The following is an 18,706-nucleotide window of genomic DNA, read 5'->3' on the forward strand; positions in this document are numbered from 1 at the left end:
ACTAACTGTCCTTGATCAACAGCCAGTGTTACGGGGTCACGAGCTCTCGCGTGTCAGGCCACGCCGACGCCCTTCCCCCTCAAGATCGAAGAGCCCTCAAGGCCGGCCGCGCCGCCTGATCCAGCACGAGATTTTCACCTGGAGGATGCGATGAATGCGAACGAGTCCGAGGTCAGGGCGCTCTTGGAGAGCCGAGTCGAGGCCTGCCAGGCAAAGGACATTGACCGACTCATGTCACATTATTCTTCCGACATTGTTTATTACGATGTCGTCCCGCCGCTTCAGTTCGCGGGAGCCGATCAGATCCGCGGCAACTTCGTGCGGTGGTTCGCTGAATACGATGGCCCCATCGGCCTGGAAACGCACGACCTCGCCATTGCGACGAGTGGAGAGGTCGCGTTCGCGCATTGCTCCACCTGGACTCCGGAACACGCAAGAACGGGCTCCAGAGCGCGATATGGGTACGATCGACAGTTTGCTGCCGACGGTCCAGCGACAAATGGTTGATCACGCACGAACACATCTCAGTGCCGATCAACCCTGAAAACATGCAAGCCTGGTTCCCGCCGGGGTTCGAGCCGGCCTGATGGTTTATGGGGCGCCGTGCCGACTGCGGCGCCCCAGGACATGACAAGAACGTGTCAGCCTGTCGTCCAGGGCCGGAGCTTCTCGGGGTTCCGTACTCCCCAGATGTGCTTGATCCGGTCACCCGTGACCTCGAACGCCATCACCGCCACGGTGACATCGTCCAGCTGAAGCACCAGACCGGGCTGACCGTTGACCGTACGCTCCAGAATCGTCAGATCGGGTGCCATGCCGACGACATCGACGCAGTAGCGCGCGACCTGCTCGCTGCCTTCGATCGGGTGGAGCTCGGCGCTGACGAGGCCGCCGCCGTCACCGATCGCCGTGGCGTCGGGGTCGAGCAGACCGATGAGGGCGTCGATGTCCTTGGCCTCCCAGGCCTGCTTGAAGTCCCGCACGATGCCGGCTTGGCGGGCTGCCGGAGTCGCGGGAGCCCGCGAGGCGCCGAGACGGCGGCGGGCCGAGGAGGCCAGCTGGCGACAGGCAGCCGGGCTACGGCCGACGATCTCGGCCACCTCGGCGAAGGAGTAGCGGAAGACATCGTGCAGGACGAGCGCGACGCGTTCGGCCGGGGTCATCGACTCCAGCACGACCAGGAAGGCCATGGTGATCGACTCGTCGAGAGTGACGCGGTCGACCGGGTCGACCGACCGCCCGGTGATCCACTCCGTGGGATCGGGCAGCGGCTCGGGGATCCATTCGCCCACGTAGCGTTCGCGCCTCGCGCGGGCCGAGCCGAGCAGGTCCAGGCAGATGCGGCCGGCGACCTTCGTCAGCCAGCCGCTGGGGGATTCGATGGCGTCCTGCTGCCGCGGGCTCATGGCGTACCAGCGGGCGTAGGTCTCCTGTACGACATCCTCGGCATCGGCCAAGGAGCCGAGGAGGCGGTAGGCGAGATTGATCAGCTTGCGCCGCTCGCTCATGATCGCGCTCAGGCCCGGATCGAGCCGGCCGCCTCCTGGCTCGGATGGGGTGATCATGCTGTCGCCGACTTTCCGTTGTCCCGTGTGCTCTCCCCAGTACGACGAGACAACCCCACGGAATGTGAGGCGGCACGCTAACCGGCGATCTCGACGTTGTGCCGCCGGTCGCGCAGGCGCTGGACGGCCTCGGCCGGCGCTCCCGCGTCCACCACGATGACGTCGAACTTCTCCAGCGGCGCCACCCGGTGCAACGCCACCCGGTCGAGCTTGGTGTGGTCCACCGCGAGGACGCAGCGCGTGCCCGCGGCCACCATGGCCCGCTTCACCAGGACGATCTCCTGCTCCTGGTGGAAGGCGTGCCGGTCGGAGATCGCCGAGGTGGAGACGATCACCATGTCGGTGTTCATGGCCTGGACGGAGTCGACGCAGCCGACGCCCAGGAACGAGTCGTGCGTCGGATGGTATTCGCCGCCCAGCGCCATGAGCCGGATGCCGGGCACGGGGGCGAGCAGCCTGATGGCCTCGAGGAAGTTCGTCACCACCGTCAGGGGGGCCACCTCGCTGAGATGGCGGGCGATGGCCAGCGCGGTCGTGGAGTCGTCGATCATGACCGAGCTGCCCGGCTCGATCAGCCCCACCACGTGGCGGGCGATCGCCTCCTTCTCCTCGGTCTGGGCCGTCAGCCGGTAGGCGATGTTGCTCTCGAAGACGCTCGACGCCTGCGCGCTCGCGCCGCCGCGGTATTTGCGCACCATGCCATGGAACTCGAGCTCGTCGAGGTCGCGGTGGACGGTCATCACGCTCACGCGGAACACCTCCGCGAGCTCGCTCACCGAGGCGGAGCCGTGCCGCATGAGATGCTCCGCCATCGCCTGGCGCCTGACGACTCCCCTGTCCGAGTGCTGACGTGATTTCACCCGCGCCCTCCCGGTCTCGATGACAGAACGATGACAGCGCGATGGCAGCTGTGATGACAGCGCATCGTAGCGCGGCGCGCACCCTTGACACCCCTGCGGAACGGCTCGTAGTCTCCTCGCACCTTCACAACTTCACACGTTTTAACGTTAGATGTAACTCATTAAAACGTTCGCATCCCTCGGGAGCCCCCCAATCCCGTCAGACCGAGGAGACAGTGCCATGACCGAACTACGCGACGCCAGGCTGAGCCGCGTTCAGTTCTTCCGCATGATGGGCGGTCTCGCGGTCGCCGCCGCGGCGACCGCGTGTTCGACCAAGCCACAGACCACCGGCTCCACCGGTCAGGGACAGGCGTCCGCCGTCGAACTGCGGTTCGTCGGCGTGGCCGACCAGAAGGCGCCGATGGACGAGCTGGTGGCGGCCTACAAGCAGGCCAAGCCGGGCGTCACCCTGGCCACTTCGTTCGCGCCGACCGACCAGGTGCAGACCTCGCTGCGTACCCAGCTCGGCGCGGGCAACGCGCCCGACGTGCACGTGGTCTACCCGGGCAGCGGCAGCGCGATGTCGATGGACCAGATCGCCGGGGCCGGGCTGCTGGCCGACCTGTCCGACCAGTCGTGGACGCAGACGATCCCGACCGGTTTCAAGCCCGCCTTCCAGAAGGACGGCAAGACCTACATCTACTCGGCCGGTTCCTCGGTCATCGGCGCGATCTACAACAAGAAGGTGTTCCAGGAGGCGGGCGTGGACGCGCCGCCGACCACCTGGACGGAGTTCCTGGCCGTCTGCGACAAGCTGAAGAAGGCCGGCAAGACGCCGATCGCCCTGGGCGCGCAGACGCCGTGGGTCACGCAGCTCATCACCTACGCCCTCGTCCCCTCGACCGTGTACGCCAAGGACCCCACCTTCGACGACAAGCAGGCGGCGGGGCAGACCAGCTTCGCCAAGTCCGGCTGGCGCGAGGCGATGGAGATGTACCTGGAGCTGCAGAAGCGCGGCTTCTTCAACGACAAGCCGAACGGCACCACCTTCGAGCAGCAGATCTCGATGGTGGCCACCGGCAAGGCGGGCATGGCCATCCAGGTGTCGGCGGTGCTGCCGGACTTCCGCAAGTCGGCGGGCAGTCCCGACGACCTGTCGATGTTCCCGGTGCCCGGCGCGGACGTCGCGGACCAGGTGTGGATCCCGGCCGGTGTGGTGGTCGGTCTCGGCGCCGCCGCCAAGGGCAAGAACCTGGCCGAGGCCAAGGCGTTCATCGACTTCCTCGGCAAGCAGGAGAACATCAACCGCTGGGCCAAGGCGATCGCGGCCATCCCGCTCACCCAGGACGCCTCCTCCACCATCGACCCCGCCGTGCAGTCGTTCCTGCCCTTCACCAAGGACCGGGCCGTACCGTTCATGGACCAGCGCTGGCCCAACGCCGAGGTGCAGCCGGTCCACTTCGCGGTGATCCAGGACCTGCTGGCCGGCAAGATCAAGATCGATGACGCGCTACGGAAAATGGACGAGGCCTACGCCAAATGACCATGACAGCGACGCCCGTCGGACGATCCACCGCCGGGGCCGGCAAGCCCCGGCGGCGGTTCGCCGCGCTCTCGCCCTCGTGGCTGTTCGCGGCGCCCGCCCTGGTGGTGTACGCCGTCGTCGTGCTCTATCCCAGCCTGGCGGGCATGCTGTACGCCTTCACCGACTGGAGCGGCATCGGCGCGGACAAGTCCTTCGTCGGGCTGGCGAACTTCCAGACGCTCCTGCACGACGAGCAGGCCATGGACTCGATCGGCAACACGCTGCTGCTGACCGTGGCGATCGTCGTCGTGCAGAACGCCGTGGGGCTGCTGCTCGCGCTCGGCGTGCACGCCAAGCTGAAGAGCCGGGCGCTGCTGCGGGTGATCTTCTTCGCGCCGGTCGTGGTCAGCCCGGTCATGGTGGCCTTCCTGTGGAAGTACATCTACAACCCTGACCCCTCCGCCGGGCTCAACGGGCTGCTCGGCCTGAAGATCGACTGGCTGGGCGACCCGTCGCTCGCGCTGTGGTCGATCGCGGCCACGGTCGTGTGGCAGTACGCCGGCTACTCGATGGTCATCTTCCTGGCCGGGCTGGAGGGCGTGCCGAAGGAGCTGCACGAGGCGGCGATGATCGACGGCGCGAGCACCCTGCAGCGCTTCCGGTACGTCACCTGGCCACTGCTCGCCCCGGCCCTGACGATCAATCTGATGCTCTCCACGATCGGCGGTCTCAAGCTGTTCGACCAGGTCTTCGCGGCGACCAACGGCGGCCCGGGCTACGCCACCGAGACGCTGTCGACCGTGCTGTACAAGCAGGCGTTCGTGTTCGGCAAGTTCGGCTACAGCACCGCGATCGCCCTGGTGCTCGCGCTGTTCGTGGCCGCGGTGTCGCTCGTGCAGGTCTACTACCTGCGCGGCCGGGAGGTGGCCCAGTGAGGCGGACGTTCCTGCTGGAGCTCGTCATGATCGTGGTGGCGGTGGCGTTCCTCTTCCCGGTGTACGCGCTGATCACCCTGTCGCTGAAGGACCCGGCGCAGATCTCGCAGACGCCGCTGGCGCTGCCCGCCCCGCCCACGACGGACAACTTCACCAAGGCGTGGTCAGCGGCCGCGCTCGGCCCGTCCCTGATGAACAGCACGGTGATCACCGCCGTCAGCCTGGTCGCGCTGATCGCCCTCGGCTCCTTTGCCGCCTACTACCTGGCCAGGGCCAAGAGCCATCTGGGCTACGGGCTGTACGTGCTGTTCCTGCTGGGCATCGTGCTGCCCTTCCAGCTCGGGATGATCCCGCTCTACCAGCTGGTGACCGACCTGGGGCTGATCGGCACGCACGCGGGGATGATCCTGTTCTACACGGGGATCCAGTTGCCGTTCACGGTGTTCCTCTACACCGGGTTCATCCGCGCGCTGCCCCGCGAGTACGCCAGCGCCGCCCAGATCGACGGCGCCTCGCATCTGACCGCGTTCACCAGGGTCGTCTTCCCGCTGCTGCGGCCGATCACCGGCACGGTGCTGATCCTCAACGCCGTGTTCATCTGGAACGACTTCTTCACCCCCCTGCTCTACCTGGGCGGCTCGGGGTTCGAGACGGTGCCGGTGAGCGTCTTCGCCTTCGTCGGCCAGTACGTCTCCGACCACGGTCTCGTCTTCGCCGGGCTGGTGCTCGGAGCGCTGCCGATCGTGGTGATCTTCCTCCTCCTGCAGCGCTATGTGATCAAGGGCTTCTCCAGCGGGCTCAAGGGCTGAGCATCACCCGGAGACCACCTGGCCGCCCTGCACGATGTGGCGGATGTGCTTGGGCTCGGCGAGCACCCCGAGGTCCCGCAGGGGGTCGCCGTCGAGCACGAGCAGGTCCGCCCGCGCGCCCACCGCGAGCGTGCCGATCTCGCCGGCCAGTCCGACGAGGTCGGCCGCGTTGACCGTGGCGGCCCGCACCACGTCGATCGGCTGCTGCACCTCCCCGCGCAGCCGGAACTCGTGGTTCTGGTGCCGGTGCATGCCGCCCAGCAGGTCGCTGCCGTAGGCCAGCCGCACGCCCGCGCGGGCGGCGCGCTCCAGCGCCCGGAGCCCGGCGCCGAGCACCTCGTCGACCTTGCGCCAGCTCGACTCCGGCAGGCCGAAGGCCATGCCCTCCTCCTTGAGCGCCCAGTACGTCACGAGCGTGGGCACCAGGTAGGCGTCGTACCGCAGGAACAGCTCCACGCTGCGGTCGTCGAGCAGGTTGCCGTGCTCGATCGAGCGCACCCCCGCCTCCAGGGCGCGGTTGACCGCGCGGGCCGTGTAGGCGTGCGCGGCGACGTAGCGGTTGGCGGCCTCGGCCTCCTCGACGATCGCGCGCAGCTCGTCCATGGAGTACTGGGTCGAGTCGATGCGGTCGGTGGGCGAGGCGACCCCGCCGGAGGCCATGACCTTGATGTGGTGGGCGCCCTTGCGCAGCTCGTCGCGCGCGGCGGCGCGCACGGCGTCCACGCCGTCGGCGACCCGGCCGAGACCGGCGCAGCAGGACTGGTCGGCGCCCCCGTGCTGGCCCCGGCCGCGCTGGTCGCCGTGGCCGCCGGTCTGGCTCAGCCCCTTGCCGCAGAACAGCAGCCGCGGCCCGCGGATCAGACCCTCCTCCTGGGCGTCGCACAGCCCGTAGTCGGCTCCGGAGGCGTCGCGGACCGTGGTGAAGCCGCGGTCGAGCATCTGCCCCATCAGGCGGGCGCTGTGCGCGGTGACGTAGGAGGGCGACATGGCGGGCAGGCTGCCCAGGTCGGCGGTCGCGGCGGTGACGTGCACGTGCGCGTCGATCAGCCCGGGTACGACCACGCCACCGGCCACGTCGATCACCCGCGTGCCCGCGGTGCCGACCAGTCCCGGGCCCGCCTCGACGATGCGGCCCTCCTCCAAGCGCAGGTCACCTTCGGCGTAGTCACCGGTGACCACGTCGAGCACGAGGGCGTTACGCAGCAGCAGACTCACTTGATACCTCTCAGAATCACTCGGCGGTTCCGTGTACGGCGGCGCGCAGCGCGGGCACCGCGAGCGGCGCCAGGGACGCGGCGACGGCGACCGACTCCTCGTCGTAGCTGCCCTCGGCGTCCAGGATGTTCAGCACCCCGAGCACCTCGTCCCCGTCCATCACGGGCACGTTGACGATGGCCCCGCAGCCCAGGCTCTCGATCAGCTCGTGGTCGGCGAACACCTCCCGCACGGCGGCCCGGTCCGGGCCGAAGTACGGCTCCCCCGCCTCGATGCAGCGGGCCAGCCAGCCCCTGGCCACCTCGACGGTCTTCTCCCCGCCCACGGGATAGCGTTCGGGGTGGCTGCTGTGGACGCGCCGCAGCGCCTGCCGTTCGGGAATCCAGGCCAGGACCGTGAACAGCCGCACCCCCAGCGCCTCCCGGACCTTGTCTTCCACGTCTTTCAGGTCGGTCATTTCGTCATCTCCCCCGCTGTGTCGGCGGGATCGCCCCGCTCGGTCAGGTCTTCCAGTGACCGACCGGCCGTGGCCAGGCCGAAGACGACCACGCAGATCACCCCGGCCACCAGCACGGCCGTGGTGAGGCCGAACACTCCGGCGAAGCCCAGGCTCGCGGCCGACAGGCCGATGATGGTCGGCGCGAGAATGCTGCCGACGCGGCCGAACGCGCTGGACAGGCCGGTGCCGGTGGCCCGGATCCAGGTCGGGAACACCTCGGGCGTGTAGGAGTAGACGCCCGCGTACGTTCCGTTGAGGAAGAAGGACAGCACCGCGCCCGCGATCGTGATCGCGACCGGCGAGTCCATCTGGGACAGCCAGAACGCGCTGATCGCCGAGCCCGCGAGGTAGAGCGCGATGGTGTTCTTGCGGTCCAGCCGCTCCGACAGCCAGGCGGCGGAGAAGTAGCCGGGGATCTGCGCCAGATAGATGATGATCGAGAACTCGAAGCTCTTCGTCACCGTGATGCCGCGCCCCACGAGCAGGGTCGGGATCCAGGAGAAGAACCCGTAGTAGGAGAACGTGATCACGAACCAGATCAGCCAGATCACGGCGGTCCGCTTGGCCATGGCCGGGCTCCACAGGAACCGCAGCGCGCTGATCAGGTTCACCTTCGGCGTGACCGTCGCGACCTGGGCGGTGGCGGCGGGCACGGGCGGGAGCACCTGTCCGGTGGCCCGCTCGACGCGGCGTTCGAGGTCGACGACCACCGCCTCGGCCTCCGCGTGGCGGCCCTGAAGGAGCAGGAAGCGCGGCGATTCGGGCAGCGAGCGCCGCCACCACAGCAGCATCACGACCGGCACCGCGGTGATCAGCTGCGCGACGCGCCAGCCGTCGTCCATCGTGGGGACCACGAAGCGGCCGATCAGCGCGGCCATGACGAAGCCGAAGGAGAAGAACCCGGCCAGCGCGCCGATGAACCAGCCGCGCCGCTTGGCCGGGACGAACTCCGACAGGAACGGCGCGATGATCGCGCTCTCGGCGCCGGCTCCCGCCCCGGCGAGGATCCTGGAGCCCAGGAACGCCTCGTAGTTGGGGGCGAACGCGGCGACCACCGAGAAGACCGCGTAGAACGCCAGCGCGTACATCATGACCTTCTTGCGGCCGATGCGGTCGCCGAGCAGGCCCGCGATGGCCGCCCCGAACAGGAACCCGAACGGGCTCGCGGAGCCGATCAGCCCGAGCTGGCCGTCGTCGAGGCCCCATTCCGCGCGGGCGCTGGGCAGCAGGAAGGCGACCACGGCGGAGTCCATGCCGTCGAAGGTGTAGCCGAGTCCGCCTATGAGCAGAAGGAGATAGTGCGGACGGCTCAGGGGGAGCCGGTCCAGACGGGCCAACAAGGTCATGCCAACGCACCTTCCCAAGGTCACAGCCCTGTAGAACGATTGCCTGGCAACGTATAGTGCAAATCCCACAAATTGCAATGTTCTTTGCACATTATCCATGTGGTGAACGCGTAGCATGGCTGCTCGGCCACGGGAGAGGATCAGGTGACAGAGCACGTCACGGACAGCTTTCAGGACTGGCTGCGCGACCGGGTGCCCGAGCGCGGGCTGCGCCCCAAGGCCGCCGCGCTGCTGGAGGTGCTCCTCTCACAGTCGCGCCGGGCGTCGTTCGCCTCGGCCGCCGAGCTGGCCCAGCTCGCGGGCGTGAACGTGGCGACCGTGACCCGCACCGCGCAGGCGCTCGGCTTCGCCGGCTGGCCCGCGCTGCAGCAGGAGTTGCGCGCCCGCTACCTGTCCTCGCTCAGCGCGCCCCAGGTGGCGGCCGAGCACAGCGGCGCCGGCTCACCCAGCTCCCGCTCACTCCGGCGCGACCTGGACAGCCTCGCGCTGCTCAACAGGCGCCTGGAGGAGGGCGTGCTCCGCACGATCGCCGAGGCCGTCGCCGCCGCGGGCCGCACGGTGATCGTCGCGGACGGCAGCTACGCGGCGGTCGGCATGGCGCTCGCGCACAACGCCCGGCTGGCCGGCTATCCCGTCGCGGCCGTGACGAGCGGGGACGCCGAGCTGGCCAACTCCGTCGCCGCCATCGGCCCGGGTGACGTGCTGATCGCCATCAGCTTCTGGCGGCTGTACGAGAGCACCGTGCTGGCCGCCAACGAGGCGCGCGCCCGTGGCGTCCGCGTCTTCGCCTTGACGGACGCGGCCAGCCCCGCCCTGGCCAACGCCGCCGAGGAGGTGGTGATGGTCCCGGCCGAGGGGGTGGCGTTCTTCCCGTCGCTGACCGCCGGCATGGCCGTCGCGCAGGCGCTGGTCACGCAGCTGGCCACCGTGGACCCGGCCCGGACGGCCGCCTCGATCGAGACGGCCGAGGGCATGTGGTCGAAGTTCGGCCTCCTGCACCGACGCCCCACACCACCCGCCCCCGAAGACCAACCCGGCTGACCGGCTATGCCGCCACGGACTTGCGCGGCAACAGGAGGAAGGCACCAAGGTAGAGCACACCGGCCACGATGAGCAGGCCCTTGTAGCCGATCACCAGCGCCAGGTATTCCAGGCAGCCGCCCACCATGGCCCCGAGCAGGTTCGCTCCGAAGGACGTCGTGGCGTCCGCCGCGTCGGAGAAGCGTTTGGCGAAGACCACGTTGGCCGCGAAGATCGGCAGGAACGCCACCGTCACCGCCGCGACCGCCCGCAGGGGCAGCGGCAGCGACAGCAGCCACGTGTTGGGCACCAGCCAGGCCAGCAGCAGCCCGCCGAACAGCACCCCGTACATGACCGGCAATGGCGGGGTGCGGAAGCGGCGGGTGATCTCGACGGCGGCGAGCACCGCGACGAGCACCCCGGCGAACACGATCGCGTTGACCACCCACGTCGTGCCGAACAGCAGCGCGAAGCCCGTCACGCTCGTGGTCTCCAGCAGCAGGAAGGCCACCCCGAGCAGGAACAGGTCGGCGTACGGGCGCATCCGCCGGTAGGGCCCGGCGACGACGCGGACGGCGATCAGGCTGACCGCGAGAATCAGGCCGAGCGTGATGAGGTAGAGCGACGGGATGTCGCCGTCCTTCAGGTAGAGGAACGGCCGGTCGTCACCGGTGGGCGGCGGGGTGCCCGCGGCGGCGCCCGCCCACTCCCCCGCGCACCGCTGCGCCGACGCCGTCGCGCCCGCCGTGATCACGGCCTGCTGGCCCGCCGTGCTGACCACGTCGACGCACGGCTTGTGGCCGAAGGCGTTCTGCACGGTCGAGGCGAGCCGGTCGACGAGCCAGCTCTCGCGGTAGTAGTTGTACATCGAGAAGGTCCCGGTGGGCTTGAGGTGCGCCCGGGCGGCCCGCATGGCCTCCTCGGTGAACAGGTAGCTCTCCAGCCGCAGCGAGCTGGCCCCCGACACGAGCGTGAGGGAGTCGGGCAGGGCGAACAGGATCAGGTCGTACTTGTCGCCGGTCCGTTCCAGGAAGGCGCGGCCGTCGGTGACGTGGGTGGTCACCCGGGGATCGTCGTAGGGTTTGTCGGGGTGCAGGGAGCCGCCGAGTTCGCGGAGTTTGGGGTCGATCTCGACGGCGTCGACGTGGCTGGCGCCCTTGGACAGGGCGATCGCCACGTCCGTGCCGCTGCCCGCGCCGACGATGAGCACGCTCTTGGGCGGGGTGCTCGCCCGCTCGTACGGCAGGCCGTACTGGCGCTCCCACTGCAGCCGGGCGGCGGCGGGCACGGCCTGCTGGTGCGGGATGCCGTTCACGGAGATGTCGGTGACGGGCACGCCGAGCTGCTGGAACTGCTTGTAGGTGACCTTGTAGTACGGCGACCAGAACGCCCCGGCGGTCAGCGTCTCGGCCAGCAGCAGCCCCACGACCGCCAGCGACGGCACGGTGACGAGCCCGAGGTAGATGATCCGCGGCCGGGGCACCAGCAGCACGCCGTAGGCGGCGGCCGCGATCAGCCCCCAGAACACCGGCGGCGCGCTCAGGAACGACAGCGCGGTGAACAGCGCGATCCCCGACAGGCTGCCGATCAGGTCGTAGCGGTAGGCCTCCAGGCGGGGCAGCTCGGGGAAGCAGCGCCCGACCAGCTCGGCCGGGCCCATCAGCACGAGCGCCGCCGCGCAGAAGATCACCGGCAGGATCAGCCACGCGGGCGGTCCCGTGGTCTGCAGGCTGGTCCAGTAGAGGACGCCCTCGGTGTTGCGGTCGACGGTGACGGGAAAGGTCAGCACGACGAAGACCAGGCCGAAAAGGATGACCGGCGAATAGTACGGCTGCCGCCGCGCCCGCCCCACGCGCAGGAACCCCAGGCCGATGCCGAGGAACGAGCCGAGAAGCACGAAATTGGTGAAATAGCTGAGATGCACGATGTTCGAGCCGGTCCACCGGATCAGCGCCAGCTCCAGGAAGAGCATGAACCCACTGGCGAGAATGAGCCTCGGCCGCACCGCCAGCCAGTGGTCGCCGTCCTCGCCCGCTGCCGTCTTTTGTGCCTGGAGCGTCATGCCGCCTCACGCTAGTGAACGGACCGGGAACAAGGAAGCCTGACAGCGGGAATGAATATCGTCCCCTTAGCGGCTTTTGCGGCATTTCAGCAGGTCAAAGCCTATGAGATGCGCTGGACACGCCCGGACAGATGAAGGAATCTTGGGAGGTTCATTTCCCTCCGAACATTCCGGTGGTGCCTCATGCGCGTTCTGATCCAGCTGCGCCCCTCCCCCGATCTGGTCGCGGCAGTCGCCGATCCCGGCCAGACCGCCGCTACGGCCGACGTCGCGGACGGCCTGCCGGGAGTCGAGCTCGACAACGCCTTCACGCCCGTACCCCTCCCTCGGCCCGTCCCGCCGCCCGGCGGCGACCCGCTCTCGCTCAACCAGCCGCTGGACTTCTCCCTGACCGTCGAGGACGCCTCGGTGCTGGTTCGCGGCACGATCTCCGACGACGAGCTCCTGACCCGCGTGACCCTCCTGCCCACCCTGCGGCCCGACGTCGTGGGCGTCTACGCCGATCCGGTCGTCGAGTCCTCGCTCACCTGCGGCGGCGACGCGCCGTTCGGCGACTGGCACGACGTCGAACGGCTGCTCAACGTCCCCGGCCTGCACGCCGAGGGACTGGACGGCTCCGGGGTGACCCTGGCCGTGCTCGACACCGGCATCAACGCAGCCCACGTCGCCAGGCAGCTCGGCCGGGGCGTCACACTCGACGCCCAGCGGAGCTGGAACCCCACGGGCGTCGAGGGCCGGGCGGGCGAGTTCGAGGTCGCCCACGGCACGATGTGCGCCTTCGACACGCTCATCGGCGCGCCGCAGGCGTCGCTGATCGACATCCCGGTGCTGCGCTCCACCCGTCCGGGCGGCTCGGCGCTCGACGGGCTGCTGTCGGACGCCGTGGCCGCGTTCGCGCACCTGCGCATGGTGCTCGAGATGCAGCCCGAGGCGTCGAGGGCGCTGGTGATCAGCAACTCGTGGGGGTCGTTCTCCCCCGAATGGGATTTCCCCGTCGGCCATCCGGGCAACTACTCGGACAACGCGGCGCATCCGTTCAACCTGATGATCTCCAGCCTCGACAGCGCGGGCGCCGACGTGCTGTTCGCGGCCGGCAACTGCGGGCGCGAGTGCCGCGACGGCCGGTGCGCCTACCCGGACCGGCCGATCACCGGCGCCAACTCGCATCCCAGAGCCCTGTCGATCGGCGGGGTCGACGTGAGCGGCACCCGGGTCGGCTACTCCTCGCAGGGGCCGGGGCGGCTGACCGCCCGCAAGCCCGACATCTGCGCTTACACCCATTTCTCGGGGTCCAAGGCGTTCGGCGAGTCCGAGCCCGACTCGGGCACCTCGGCCGCGACTCCGGTCGCGGCCGGGCTGGTCGCGGCGATCCGTACGCTCTGGCCCGCCTCGCGGCTGCGGCCCGCGCAGCTGCGCGCGCTGCTCCGCCGCACCGGCGAGGACCGCAGCGAGGTGGGCTTCGACTACGACTACGGCTACGGGATCGTCGACACCGCCGGGATCATCGCCGCACTCCAGCGCCGGGCCAGAAGCGCGGCCTGACGGGGCGCCGTGGCGGGGGTGGCGCGATGTCGGTGGCCGCGGTGGCGGTGGCGGTGGCGGTGGCGGCGGTGGCCGTCGGGTCCGGGTGGCCGCCCCCGCCGCCACCCCGGCTCGGCTCAGGCCTCAGGCGTTCTCCTGGTTGAACACCCGCGTCCCGATCGTGACGCTGACCAGGGCGAAGACCACGGTCACCGCCACCCCGACGCCGACCGTGCCGGTGGCGTAATGGCCGGCGAACAGCTCACGCAGCGCCTCCAGGACGTACCGGAACGGGCTGATGTGCGAGAGCGCGTCCAGCCAGCCGGGCGCCATCGACATGGGCAGGAACGCGCCCGACAGCAGGACCAGCGGCAGCACCGCGGTGCTCATCACCGGCGCGAAGAGCTGGTCGTCGAGCGTCAGCGCGACCGCGTACGACAGCGCGGCCAGGCTGAGCCCGAGCACGACCACCAGCACGAGCCCGGCCACCACCCCCGCCGCCGGGGCGCGCAGGCCGAAGGCGTAGCCGACCGCGACCAGCAGCACGGCCTGGATGATGAGCGTCACCGCGTTGTTGAGCACCCGGCCGAGCAACAGGGCCAGGCGGCTGGCCGGGGTGACGCGCATCCGCTCCAGCACGCCCGAGCGTTTCTCGAAGACCACGCCGAACCCGGCCATGCCGGTGCTCATCAGGCCGAGCTGGATGATCAGGCCCGGCACCAGCGTCTCCCAGGTGCCGATCGTGGCGAAGATGGGCCCGAACAGCACGAGGAAGACCAGCGGCTGGATGACACCGAAGATGATGCCGATCTTCTGCCGCAGCGTGGCGCGCAGGTTGTGACGGAACAGCAGATAGGTGTCGCGCACCATCAGACGCCCGCCTCCTCGCGCAGGGACCTGCCGGTGATGTCCAGGAACACCTCGTCGAGCGTGCGGCCGCCGGTCTTGAGCTCGGCCGGGGCGCCCTCGGCCACGATGCCGCCATGGTCGATGATCAGCAGCCGGTCGCACAGGGCGTCGGCCTCGTCGAGGTAGTGCGTGGTCAGGAAGACCGTCACACCCTGCTCGGCGCGCAGCGCCCGGATGTGGTCCCACAGGTTGGCCCGGCTCTGCGGGTCGAGCCCGGTCGTCGGCTCGTCCAGGAAGAGCAGCACGGGCCGGTGCAGCAGGGCGAACGCTATGTCGAAGCGGCGCCGCTGGCCGCCGGACAGGGCGCCTCCGGGTCTGGACTCCAGGCCGGTCAGGTCGAGCCGGGCCAGCACCTCGCGTACCCGCGGCCCGGCTTCGTCGCGGGAGAGGCCGTACAGCATGGCCTGGAGTTCGAGCTCCTCCCCGAGCGGGGCGGCCGGGTTGATCCCTCCGCCCTGCGAGACGTAGCCGATGCGGCGCCGCACCTCGCGGGCGTCGCCCAGCAGGTCGTGGCCCGCCACCGTGGCGGTGCCCGACGTGGGCTGGAGCAGCGTGGTCAGCATGCGCATGGTCGTGGTCTTTCCGGCGCCGTTGGGACCGAGGAAGCCGACGATCTCGCCGGGCTCCACCGATATGTCCACACCCTTGACGGCTTCGACGCCGCCTTTGAAGGTCTTGCGCAGACCTACGGTCTTGATCATTTTCATCGCCTCCAAAAATAGAGTAGACACAATTTTGGTGCTACTGCAATATTGGTAGTATGGAGGCATGGAAGAGGGGCTGCGCGAGCGGAAGAAGCGTGAGACCAGACAGCGCATCGCCGACATGGCGATGGGGCTGTTCATGATCCACGGATTCGACAACGTTACCGTCGCGCAGGTGGCGCGGGCCGCCGACGTGTCGGTCAACACGGTGTTCAACTACTTCGGCACCAAAGAGGACCTGTTCGCCGACCGGCAGGACGAGGTGGTGGACCTGTCGAGCAAAGTGGTGCGCGAGCGGCGGCCCGGCGAGAGCATCGTGGCCGCCTTCCGGCGCGACTACTTCGACGCGCTCGACACCCGCGAGTGGCGATACGGGATGGGCGAGGGCGCCGAGGTGTTCGGCCGGATGGTCGAGGAGAGCGCGGCGCTGATCGCCAAAATGCGCGAGGTGGAGCACATCTCCACCACCAACCTGGCGGCCATCATCGCCGAGGAGACCGGCGCCGGGCCCGACGACCTCACTCCGCAGCTCGTGGCGGACCAGATCCTGAGCACGACGCGACTGCTGACACGGCACGCGCTACGGCGCAAGATGGCGGGCGAGCAGTGGCAGGAGATCTGGGCGGACGTGCGCACGCAGGCGGCGAGGGCGTTCGACCTGCTGGAGTCGGGGATCGGCGGCTATGGCCGCCGATCGCTAGTCGTCGAGGCCGCCGAGGATGGCGGCGCCACCGAAGACCACCAACATGATCGCGTAGAGGCCGATCACCGCTAGCATCAGGCAGGTGCTGACGATGCCGCAGATGCGGCCGGCCGACACCATGCCCCGGTTCTCATAGATGTAGCCGCTCTGGTCGATCTCCCGGAGCGCCTTGGTGCCCATCGACCAGGCGAAGGGGCCGATGAACGTACAGACGACCAGGCTCAGGATGCCCAGGACCAGGATCGTCGTGCCATTGGGGTGCGTCTGAGGCGGTGGCCCGTAGTAGGAGGGGCCGTAGTTGGGATAGGACATCTGCGCTCGCCCCCGTTGTCGATTAGGCGGTTTTTTATACCACAGGCGCTCCTCCGTCCGCAGTTGACCAAACGCTTGCTACACTCGCCGCATGCTCCGGGTTCTGAGGCTCTTCCTCCATCGGCTGGCGGCGGCCAAGTGGTTCATGAGGGCCGGTCCCAAGTTCATGCCGCAGCTCGACCGGACCGTGCACCGGCTGACCCGGGGACGGCTGCTCAGCAACAATCCGGTCATCCCGACGCTGATCCTGGTCACCACGGGCGCCAAGTCCGGCCTGCCGCGCAGCTCGCCGCTCGCCTGCCTGCCCGAACCCGACGGCACCCTCCTCGTGGTGGGCAGCAACTTCGGCCAGGACCACCACCCGGCGTGGAGCGGCAACCTGCTCAAGACGCCCAGGGCGACGGCCAGCTTCCGCGGCCACGAGTTCCCGGTCACCGCCACGCTGCTGACGGGCGCCGACCGCGAGGCGGCGTGGCCGTGGCTGATCGAGCGGTGGCCGCTGTTCGACCGCTACACGGAGGTGTCCGGGCGGGAGCTGCGGGTCTTCCGCCTGACACCGACGCAGTGATCTCCTGCGTCATCATGGTGGGGCAACTTTTCCCTCTTTAGGAGCCCCTCCCCGTGCGTGAACGCACCCGAGCCTTCGTCGAGCACCAGCGTTTCCAGCGGTTCATCGTCGGCGTCATCCTGCTCAACGCGGCCACCCTCGGCCTCGAAACCGTGCCTGCCGTGGTCGAGAACTACGGTCACCTGCTGACCGTGGTCGATCACGCGGCGCTCTACATCTTCGTGGCCGAACTGCTCGCGAAGATCTACGTCGAGCGCTCGCGCTTCCCGCGCGATCCGTGGAACATCTTCGACACCGTGATCGTGGCGATCGCCCTGGCCCCCTTCACCAGCGGCCTGTCGGTGCTGCGGTCCCTGCGTATCCTGCGGGCGCTGCGCCTGCTGTCGGTGGTGCCCAGCCTGCGCCGGGTCGTCTCGGCCCTGCTGCGCGCGATGCCCGGCATGAGCTCGATCGTGCTGCTGCTCTCCCTAGTCCTGTACGTGGCCGCCGTCATGGCCACCAAGTTGTACGGCGACACGGCGCCGAACCGCTTCGGCAGCCTGCCCACCTCGCTGTTCACCCTCTACCAGACGATGACGGGCGACGACTGGGGCAACATCGCCAGAGAGGTGATGAACACCCACCCCACCGCCTGGATCTTCTTCACGATCTTCATCCTGGTCTGCACGTTCGTCGTGCTCAACCTGTTCATGGCCGTCGTGGTGAGCGCCATGGAGGAGGAGTCGGCCGCCGAGCGCGCGGAGCAGGACGTCGACAACGCGGCTTCGCTCCAAATGATCCTGGCCGAGCTGACGGCGCTCCGCAAAGAGGTCACCGAACTGCGCGAAGAGCGGAAGGAGCTCGACTACGAGGTGGCCGCTCGACAAAACGGAGGCGGAGGCGGGGGCGGGGGCGGAGGCAACGGCCGCTCGGCTAAGCGGGGACGGCGGTAGGCGCGGCGGGCTTGTAGACCACCCGCCAGAGGGCGACCACCAGCAGCAGCGCCACCACACTCCACGCCGGCACCAGGCCCGCGATCGCGGCGACCAGCAGCGGCACCACGATCGAGGGCACGGCCCAGCCCCAGATCCACCGGCGCCCGGCGCGGCTGGCCAGGCCGAGCACGGTGGAGGCGGCGAAGTAGACGGCCAGGCCACCGCACAGCACCCACGAGATCCCGCCGTGCAGATGCTCGGCGGGCGCGGACGCCACCACGCCGAGCCCCGCCGCGGTCGCGGTGATGCCCGCCGTCATGGCGTAGTGCGCGGGCAGCGCGATGTACGGCTTGAGCCCCCGCTCGTGGATCTCGGGTACGGCGCTCAGGCCGTACTGGAGGGTGAGCCACCACAACGACACGATCAGCCCGAACCCGGCCACGGCGGCCAGGCCGAGCGGCCAGTCCCAGCTGAGCCCGGAGGAGGCGATCACCACCTGCATGACGGCCTCGCCCAGCACGATGATGACGAACAGCCCGAGCCGCTCGGCCAGGTGCGCCGAGTCGAGCACGGCGACCTTCGGCGCCTCCAGGTAGCGCGCCTCCAAGATCTTCCCGCCCCTGGCCGCCCGGCGCAGCTCACGCGCCCTGAGCCGGTCGGCCTGTGCCGTCATCTCCTTGACCAACCGCTCCGGCCGGCGGCTCTGCAGGATGGAGAAGGTGACGTCCAGCGCGATGCCGAGGCCCCACAGGTAGTAGCGCCACTCGCCCTCCACCCCGAGCGAGGCGAACCACGGCGTGAGGCCCGCGCCGAGCTGGGCCGCGGGCCAGGCGGTCATCACCGTGCTGGCCGCCTGGATCGACCGGGAGGCGCTGACCCGGCAGGCGATGTAGGCGGCGATGAACCACTTGTCGTGCGTGCCCACGCCGGGGATGGTGTGGGCGACGTCGGGGGCCGCCGCCGCCATGACCGCTATGCCGAACATCCCGATCAGCATGCTGCGCAGGTGCGTCTTCTCTGCGCGGACATTGGAGTAGAGCGTCAGGGACGTCCAGATGCTCCACACCGCGTAGTAGAGGATGACGAACAGCGCCACATCCCCCCAGGTCGGGTGCTGCAGGCGGTGCGCCAGCTGCGCGACCGCCACCACCACGACGAGGTCGAAGAACAACTCCAGCCAGCTGGCATGCCGCTCACCCACGCCACTCGCGATTCCGCCATCACCTGCGGCACTCGCGGCTCCTACATCGCTCACGG

Annotated in this window: 19 protein-coding genes; 9 read left to right on the forward strand and 10 right to left on the reverse strand. The window is 69.3% G+C overall.

Going from position 1 to position 18,706, the window contains the following annotated elements; translation table 11 throughout:
- The first annotated feature begins 231 nt into the window (after positions 1-231).
- Positions 232-507, forward strand: a complete 276-nt coding sequence (locus AB0B61_RS17245; protein ID WP_358433071.1) for a hypothetical protein — start codon at positions 232-234, stop codon at positions 505-507.
- A gap of 134 nt (positions 508-641) precedes the next feature.
- Here AB0B61_RS17245 and sigJ read toward each other — a convergent pair whose 3' ends face one another.
- Both sigJ and AB0B61_RS17255 read right to left on the reverse strand, forming a co-directional pair.
- Positions 642-1,565, reverse strand: a complete 924-nt coding sequence (sigJ, locus tag AB0B61_RS17250; RefSeq protein ID WP_358432435.1) for an RNA polymerase sigma factor SigJ — start codon at positions 1,563-1,565, stop codon at positions 642-644.
- 77 nt (positions 1,566-1,642) lie between these two features.
- Positions 1,643-2,377: a DeoR/GlpR family DNA-binding transcription regulator gene (locus AB0B61_RS17255; RefSeq protein WP_358432437.1), complete on the reverse strand. Its 735-nt coding sequence runs from the start codon at positions 2,375-2,377 to the stop codon at positions 1,643-1,645.
- Between the two features lie 268 nt (positions 2,378-2,645).
- Here AB0B61_RS17255 and AB0B61_RS17260 point away from each other — a divergent pair, with 268 nt between their 5' ends.
- Genes AB0B61_RS17260 through AB0B61_RS17270 form a run of 3 tightly spaced genes read left to right on the forward strand, consistent with a single transcriptional unit; the run spans position 2,646 to position 5,676 of the window.
- The gene (locus tag AB0B61_RS17260) at positions 2,646-3,950 is read left to right on the forward strand and encodes an extracellular solute-binding protein (RefSeq protein ID WP_358432439.1); all 1,305 of its coding nucleotides are present in this window, start codon (positions 2,646-2,648) and stop codon (positions 3,948-3,950) included.
- A 2-nt stretch (positions 3,951-3,952) separates the two neighbouring features.
- A complete protein-coding gene (locus AB0B61_RS17265; protein WP_357646093.1) occupies positions 3,953-4,867 on the forward strand; it encodes a sugar ABC transporter permease in 915 nt (304 codons plus the stop codon).
- Entirely contained in the window at positions 4,864-5,676 is an 813-nt protein-coding gene (locus tag AB0B61_RS17270; protein ID WP_225294860.1) for a carbohydrate ABC transporter permease, read from the forward strand. The genes AB0B61_RS17265 and AB0B61_RS17270 overlap by 4 nt, the downstream gene beginning before the upstream one ends.
- A 3-nt stretch (positions 5,677-5,679) precedes the next feature.
- Here AB0B61_RS17270 and AB0B61_RS17275 read toward each other — a convergent pair whose 3' ends face one another.
- From AB0B61_RS17275 to AB0B61_RS17285, 3 genes are read right to left on the reverse strand one after another with little or no spacing between them, the layout of a single operon-like run.
- Positions 5,680-6,891, reverse strand: a complete 1,212-nt coding sequence (locus AB0B61_RS17275) for an amidohydrolase family protein (RefSeq protein WP_358432441.1) — start codon at positions 6,889-6,891, stop codon at positions 5,680-5,682.
- 16 nt (positions 6,892-6,907) lie between these two features.
- Positions 6,908-7,348 (reverse strand): GAF domain-containing protein, encoded by a 441-nt coding sequence (locus AB0B61_RS17280; RefSeq protein ID WP_358432443.1) that lies wholly within the window; start codon positions 7,346-7,348, stop codon positions 6,908-6,910.
- Positions 7,345-8,736 carry an MFS transporter gene (locus AB0B61_RS17285; RefSeq protein WP_358432445.1) on the reverse strand — a complete coding sequence of 464 codons (1,392 nt, stop codon included), beginning with the start codon at positions 8,734-8,736 and terminating at the stop codon, positions 7,345-7,347. The genes AB0B61_RS17280 and AB0B61_RS17285 overlap by 4 nt, the downstream gene beginning before the upstream one ends.
- A 144-nt stretch (positions 8,737-8,880) precedes the next feature.
- On the opposite strand from AB0B61_RS17285, the gene AB0B61_RS17290 reads away from it, so the two are divergent.
- Positions 8,881-9,777 carry a MurR/RpiR family transcriptional regulator gene (locus AB0B61_RS17290; RefSeq protein WP_358432447.1) on the forward strand — a complete coding sequence of 299 codons (897 nt, stop codon included), beginning with the start codon at positions 8,881-8,883 and terminating at the stop codon, positions 9,775-9,777.
- Between the two features lie 4 nt (positions 9,778-9,781).
- Here AB0B61_RS17290 and AB0B61_RS17295 read toward each other — a convergent pair whose 3' ends face one another.
- Positions 9,782-11,818 (reverse strand): spermidine synthase, encoded by a 2,037-nt coding sequence (locus AB0B61_RS17295; protein ID WP_358432449.1) that lies wholly within the window; start codon positions 11,816-11,818, stop codon positions 9,782-9,784.
- Positions 11,819-12,001: 183 nt separating this feature from the next.
- Here AB0B61_RS17295 and AB0B61_RS17300 point away from each other — a divergent pair, with 183 nt between their 5' ends.
- Positions 12,002-13,360: a S8 family serine peptidase gene (locus tag AB0B61_RS17300; RefSeq protein WP_358432451.1), complete on the forward strand. Its 1,359-nt coding sequence runs from the start codon at positions 12,002-12,004 to the stop codon at positions 13,358-13,360.
- Positions 13,361-13,483: 123 nt separating this feature from the next.
- On the opposite strand, the gene AB0B61_RS17305 is transcribed toward AB0B61_RS17300, so the two are convergent.
- Both AB0B61_RS17305 and AB0B61_RS17310 read right to left on the reverse strand, forming a co-directional pair.
- Positions 13,484-14,209: an ABC transporter permease gene (locus AB0B61_RS17305; protein ID WP_358432453.1), complete on the reverse strand. Its 726-nt coding sequence runs from the start codon at positions 14,207-14,209 to the stop codon at positions 13,484-13,486.
- Positions 14,209-14,949: an ATP-binding cassette domain-containing protein gene (locus AB0B61_RS17310; protein ID WP_358432455.1), complete on the reverse strand. Its 741-nt coding sequence runs from the start codon at positions 14,947-14,949 to the stop codon at positions 14,209-14,211. The genes AB0B61_RS17305 and AB0B61_RS17310 overlap by 1 nt, the downstream gene beginning before the upstream one ends.
- Positions 14,950-15,016: 67 nt before the next feature.
- On the opposite strand from AB0B61_RS17310, the gene AB0B61_RS17315 reads away from it, so the two are divergent.
- Entirely contained in the window at positions 15,017-15,727 is a 711-nt protein-coding gene (locus tag AB0B61_RS17315) for a TetR/AcrR family transcriptional regulator (RefSeq protein WP_358432457.1), read from the forward strand.
- Here AB0B61_RS17315 and AB0B61_RS17320 read toward each other — a convergent pair.
- Complete coding sequence (locus AB0B61_RS17320) at positions 15,650-15,967, reverse strand: DUF4190 domain-containing protein (RefSeq protein WP_225294881.1); 318 nt, start codon at positions 15,965-15,967, stop codon at positions 15,650-15,652. The genes AB0B61_RS17315 and AB0B61_RS17320 overlap by 78 nt on opposite strands.
- A gap of 91 nt (positions 15,968-16,058) precedes the next feature.
- Here AB0B61_RS17320 and AB0B61_RS17325 point away from each other — a divergent pair, with 91 nt between their 5' ends.
- Both AB0B61_RS17325 and AB0B61_RS17330 read left to right on the forward strand, forming a co-directional pair.
- Complete coding sequence (locus tag AB0B61_RS17325; protein ID WP_358432459.1) at positions 16,059-16,535, forward strand: nitroreductase family deazaflavin-dependent oxidoreductase; 477 nt, start codon at positions 16,059-16,061, stop codon at positions 16,533-16,535.
- A 53-nt stretch (positions 16,536-16,588) separates the two neighbouring features.
- Positions 16,589-17,467, forward strand: coding sequence for an ion transporter (locus AB0B61_RS17330; RefSeq protein WP_358432461.1), 879 nt, complete (start codon positions 16,589-16,591; stop codon positions 17,465-17,467).
- Here AB0B61_RS17330 and AB0B61_RS17335 read toward each other — a convergent pair.
- Entirely contained in the window at positions 17,448-18,704 is a 1,257-nt protein-coding gene (locus tag AB0B61_RS17335) for a low temperature requirement protein A (RefSeq protein ID WP_358432463.1), read from the reverse strand. The two genes, AB0B61_RS17330 and AB0B61_RS17335, sit on opposite strands and share 20 nt — an antisense overlap.
- Positions 18,705-18,706 lie beyond the last annotated feature (2 nt).

Origin of the sequence: Nonomuraea sp. NPDC049158 (assembly GCF_040648335.1) — a bacterium.
In the GTDB taxonomy this organism is placed as follows: Bacteria; Actinomycetota; Actinomycetes; order Streptosporangiales; family Streptosporangiaceae; genus Nonomuraea.

Coding starts and splice junctions, on each gene's coding strand:
- AB0B61_RS17245 (WP_358433071.1), top strand. CDS start 232: ATGTCACATTATTCTTCCGACATTGTTTATTACGATGTCGTCCCGCCG.
- sigJ (WP_358432435.1), bottom strand. CDS start 1,565: ATGATCACCCCATCCGAGCCAGGAGGCGGCCGGCTCGATCCGGGCCTG.
- AB0B61_RS17255 (WP_358432437.1), bottom strand. CDS start 2,377: ATGGCGGAGCATCTCATGCGGCACGGCTCCGCCTCGGTGAGCGAGCTC.
- AB0B61_RS17260 (WP_358432439.1), top strand. CDS start 2,646: ATGACCGAACTACGCGACGCCAGGCTGAGCCGCGTTCAGTTCTTCCGC.
- AB0B61_RS17265 (WP_357646093.1), top strand. CDS start 3,953: ATGACAGCGACGCCCGTCGGACGATCCACCGCCGGGGCCGGCAAGCCC.
- AB0B61_RS17280 (WP_358432443.1), bottom strand. CDS start 7,348: ATGACCGACCTGAAAGACGTGGAAGACAAGGTCCGGGAGGCGCTGGGG.
- AB0B61_RS17285 (WP_358432445.1), bottom strand. CDS start 8,736: ATGACCTTGTTGGCCCGTCTGGACCGGCTCCCCCTGAGCCGTCCGCAC.
- AB0B61_RS17295 (WP_358432449.1), bottom strand. CDS start 11,818: ATGACGCTCCAGGCACAAAAGACGGCAGCGGGCGAGGACGGCGACCAC.
- AB0B61_RS17300 (WP_358432451.1), top strand. CDS start 12,002: ATGCGCGTTCTGATCCAGCTGCGCCCCTCCCCCGATCTGGTCGCGGCA.
- AB0B61_RS17305 (WP_358432453.1), bottom strand. CDS start 14,209: ATGGTGCGCGACACCTATCTGCTGTTCCGTCACAACCTGCGCGCCACG.
- AB0B61_RS17310 (WP_358432455.1), bottom strand. CDS start 14,949: ATGATCAAGACCGTAGGTCTGCGCAAGACCTTCAAAGGCGGCGTCGAA.
- AB0B61_RS17315 (WP_358432457.1), top strand. CDS start 15,017: ATGGAAGAGGGGCTGCGCGAGCGGAAGAAGCGTGAGACCAGACAGCGC.
- AB0B61_RS17320 (WP_225294881.1), bottom strand. CDS start 15,967: ATGTCCTATCCCAACTACGGCCCCTCCTACTACGGGCCACCGCCTCAG.
- AB0B61_RS17325 (WP_358432459.1), top strand. CDS start 16,059: ATGCTCCGGGTTCTGAGGCTCTTCCTCCATCGGCTGGCGGCGGCCAAG.